The sequence below is a fragment of the Pseudoalteromonas sp. HM-SA03 genome, assembly GCF_002289345.1.
GTDB lineage: Bacteria > Pseudomonadota > Gammaproteobacteria > Enterobacterales > Alteromonadaceae > Pseudoalteromonas.
Genome location: NZ_NSDG01000063.1, coordinates 338 through 4,247, shown reverse-complemented (window position 1 = coordinate 4,247; position 3,910 = coordinate 338). Strand labels below are relative to the sequence as shown.

5 protein-coding genes are annotated in these 3,910 nt (G+C 39.7%); all 5 read left to right on the top strand.

Annotation, left to right across the window (positions count from 1 at the left end; all coding sequences use genetic code 11):
• The first annotated feature begins 241 nt into the window (after positions 1-241).
• Entirely contained in the window at positions 242-397 is a 156-nt protein-coding gene (locus CKO50_RS24005; RefSeq protein WP_176474666.1) for a hypothetical protein, read from the top strand.
• A 375-nt stretch (positions 398-772) separates the two neighbouring features.
• The gene (locus CKO50_RS24695) at positions 773-1,156 is read left to right on the top strand and encodes a PoNe immunity protein domain-containing protein (protein WP_255229767.1); all 384 of its coding nucleotides are present in this window, start codon (positions 773-775) and stop codon (positions 1,154-1,156) included.
• Positions 1,157-1,298: 142 nt separating this feature from the next.
• Entirely contained in the window at positions 1,299-1,904 is a 606-nt protein-coding gene (locus CKO50_RS13515) for a GAD-like domain-containing protein (RefSeq protein WP_255229765.1), read from the top strand.
• A gap of 416 nt (positions 1,905-2,320) precedes the next feature.
• A complete protein-coding gene (locus tag CKO50_RS13510) occupies positions 2,321-3,001 on the top strand; it encodes a GAD-like domain-containing protein (protein ID WP_095728582.1) in 681 nt (226 codons plus the stop codon).
• A 116-nt stretch (positions 3,002-3,117) separates the two neighbouring features.
• On the top strand, positions 3,118-3,579 hold the full coding sequence (locus CKO50_RS13505; protein WP_255229764.1) for an SMI1/KNR4 family protein: 462 nt from the start codon (positions 3,118-3,120) through the stop codon (positions 3,577-3,579).
• Positions 3,580-3,910: the final 331 nt, after the last annotated feature.

Below are 3,910 nucleotides of genomic sequence, written 5' to 3'. Positions count from 1 at the left end.
TCATTCTGGACTGATTACTGATATGGTTCAGCCAGTCTGAGCATCAAAACGTCAATATTCAGGATCGACTAATTATAAGCCCAGCGAAACCGGTATAGATGGGATTTATTTACACCCAAATCCACCACCTGATTATGCTTTCACTGAAGCGAAATACAATAAAAGTAAATTGGGAAAAACCAAAACAGGCAAACAACTGAGTGATCAGTGCCTAACGGAAAAACGGCTCAGGAAAGCTGGGTTGAACGAGGAACAGATAGCAGACGTACTAGAAGCCATTGAAGATAATGATGGCAGAGTCATAAAATTACTTATCCGTAATAAATTGGATGGCAATCTAATAGTAAATATACTGGATAAAAACGCCCACAATATTGGTAAAGCAACCGGATTTTAGGACACATAAATGCAAAGAGATAATTTGAGAGATATTGATTACTACAATGATAGAGTTAACTTTAGAGTAAAGGTTATCGAAAAAAAAAATACAGAAAGTCCAACCTGATAGTCAGTTTGAAGCTGAAGTCAAAATGAAAGGTTCATTTAGGCTAGTTAGTGACTCATTGTATCTTCTTCATCAGAAATACTCTCGCGGCGATGATCTCTCAGAATTTAAGCCACTTTTATTAAATATGTTGACCTACCGCCAATGGCAAAAGGACTATGCTGACGCCTTGCCAGATAAAGAGCAAGTAGAGCGAATTGGCTGGGAAGAAANGAAGATTACCTCGAAGATCATCTTAAATGGTTGAGTTTCGCTTTCTGTTTAAATATGGATAAAGAATACTATCTAAAAGTGCTGAGTCTTATTGGTAATCAAGGTCAAGACGCGCTATTTGATAAGATTGCGATAGCCCTAGGTGACACTGATCGTGAAATAGCAGCGGATACTCTGTTCAAAAAACGTTTCTGTAAGCTGTACAAAGTAGTTGAAGGAAGTCCAGAGCAACGTCCAGCACTTGCAAAAGCCTATCTAGAGGCTTGGTATGTATTGGAGGGTAGCCCAGATTATCATTTAATGGATACAGATGCATACATTGGCTATTGGTGCTGGGAAATTGCGCTTGTTGTTAAGTTATTCAATATTGATGATAGCAGCTTTATTGACCATCCATACTACCCCAAAGACCTCGTACATTGGCAAGAGAATCAGTAGGAGGTAAGGATATGAAGACTACGTCGAGTCGAGTTGAAATAATGGATATTGAGGCAAAAAATGAATAAATTTTTTGACAATTTTTATAACCACAAAGGTTTTGGTCCGGCTACTCACTCAATTGAAACCTCAACAGGAGATTTTGGACTTTTATCACGATAAATTACCCAAAAAACTACTCGACTACTGGCTAGAGTATGGCTTTTCCAGTTGGGGGAAAGGCATATTCCACACGGTAAACCCAAAAGAATATGAAGAAGCATTAGCGAATTGGTTACGCGGTACTGAGTTCGAAAAGAGACAATTACGAGGGGCTGATAAGTACCACGTAATTGCACTCGGAGCTTTTGGCCGTATGTTTATATGGGGTGAAACATCGGGTCAAAGTATTAAAATCAACCCGGGTTACGCAATGATTTTACCTACCGACAAAACTGAAGACCTTAATAAACTTGGCTCTGAACAATGTATTGAGTTATTTTTCGCTACTATGTCTAAAGACCTAGTTGACGAAAAAGACCTTGAAGATAGGCTGTTATTTGAACGAGCTTTGGAGAAATTAGGTCCTCTTGAAAATGGAGAGATCTATGGCTTTGCACCTGCTCTTGCCCTCGGTGGTGAGCCTAAGCTTGAGAATCTCCAAAAGGTAAAAGCCACGGAACATTTAGCTTTCTTAGCAGACCTTGGAGAGAAGCGTGTTATGGCGGATATCGTCGCGCTATCGAACCAATTATCCCATAATCAATAACAAGTTTTTAAGTCTTTTAAATTCACTAGTATTACCAAGCAAGGAGCTGCTCTCCTTGCCTTACAAGACGGTTGCACTATATCAGCTTAGGAATTGAAAATTGAGGATTGAGTGTGATGCTGGGGCGACGTTTTCTTGGTTCATTTTTTTGTCTAAAGAAAAGGCACTGCTCATCACTCAAAAAACATACTTCTCGGCGGGTAAACCGTCTCCCACAAAACTATTTGCACTGTGAGGTCAGTGCCGCAATTTTTTGAGCTTGTAAGCTACTCTGCCGCCAATAAGAAAGTGGATAAAACACACCTGCAATTAATGGATGAGCAAGTTGAAAAAGCATTTAAAGAATATGGCCCAGATGCCAAGTTGAACATTCAGNGAGCGTTGCCCGTTAAACAAAAAGTAAAGTAGAGAACACCATGATAGAGACGAATGATGACGCATTAGAATGTTTTCTAAGCAAATTTAGCCAACCAACAACAATTATACCTGCGGATACCGCTGATATAGAAGCGTATCGAGGAAAGCTGCCTGACCAGCTACTTGAATACTGGCAAATACTCGGTTTCAGTGGCTTTGCCGATGGTTTATTTTGGTTGACAAATCCAGCGGATTATCAAGACATTCTTGACCGATTTTTAGAAGACACCCCGTTTGAGCAAGATGATATCTATTATGTTATAGCGCGTAACGCTTGGGGGGAACTTCAGATTTACGGCGAAACAACAGGTGAGTCCCTTGAAATAAGCCCGCACCTAAATTGGATGCGAACAAAAAAAGGGAATGAGCAAGATATTAAAGCAGGTAACACTGAGCGGACAATAAAAAATTTTATAGCGTTTCAAGAAATTGAAGATCTTGATATTGAAAATAACCAAAGGAAGCCACTCTTTCCTGCGGCATTAAAAAAACAGGGCCCACTCAATGCCGATGAAGTGTACGGCTTTGCACCATTTTTATTTATGGGTGGCGAGAAAAAAGTCAAGAATATTGAAAAGTGCGATATTTTTGCCCATTTGAATTTAATTGCCGACATGGGTGATATGGAAATCATTGATATGGCTTCTATGGTACGTGGCGCTATTAAGCAGCATGAATAACGCTGTATTGTGACACTTGTTGTGATTCAATCAAATAGGACACAACGCTTTCGTGCCCCATACTGGAGGAATGTCTATTTGGGGTGGAGGCGATAAAAAGTAACAAGGAGCAAAAAGTGAATATAATTTGGGAAGAGTATGTAGATCCTCCTTTGCAAGATATCTCGAGCACTGAGATCTCAACCATAGAGGCCATTATAGGTTTTATACTACCTGCTGATTACAAATCTTTTATAGTTGACAAGCAGGGATTAGTACCATCTAAAGAAGTAATTGAATCAAATTATTTAGCGCCCACGCCGTTTGGACCGTTATTTCACGTTTTGGAAAATTGTTCCTCTGAACACATACTATATAGTGCTCTGGAAAAATTTAATAAATGGAAAGATTTATATCCAAATATCTTTCCTATTGCTGATGCCGGAAGTACAGGCAACTTTTTTGCCTATAATTTTAAGATTGATCATTCAAATCCACCTATAATCTTCGTGAATGTGGAAGAAGATCCTGATGCACCAGAAGCTTTTATACATGTTTCAAAAGATATAAATGAACTTCTCAATAATTTGAAAGATTAGTAGCTTAGCCTGAATTGGATATATCCTCGATTCGTGTTTCTGGGCTTGTCCAAGGATGTTTGCCTGTTTTACACCCTTAGCTGTTTTGTGGACAGAGGCTAGGTGGCATAGTGCCGCACGGTACGATGTGTGCATCGCAGGGCAAAACTGCTGGAAAATTCTAGCCAAACTGCGGGTAAACTGAGTTGCTCAACCAGTCTGAGCACTAAAATGTCAATATTCAGAATCGACTAAATAGAGGTCTATAGACAAGGTTATCTTAAAAAATACTGGAGAATCGCTCTCGGCTGCGCTTGCCGTTTTACGCAAGCTCGGCAAAGGCGACCCAGTC

What these genes read in the sequence shown, in the direction of transcription:
- CKO50_RS13510 (WP_095728582.1), top strand. Translation starts at nt 2,321, where the DNA reads ATGATAGAGACGAATGATGACGCATTAGAATGTTTTCTAAGCAAATTT.
- CKO50_RS24695 (WP_255229767.1), top strand. Translation starts at nt 773, where the DNA reads ATGGATAAAGAATACTATCTAAAAGTGCTGAGTCTTATTGGTAATCAA.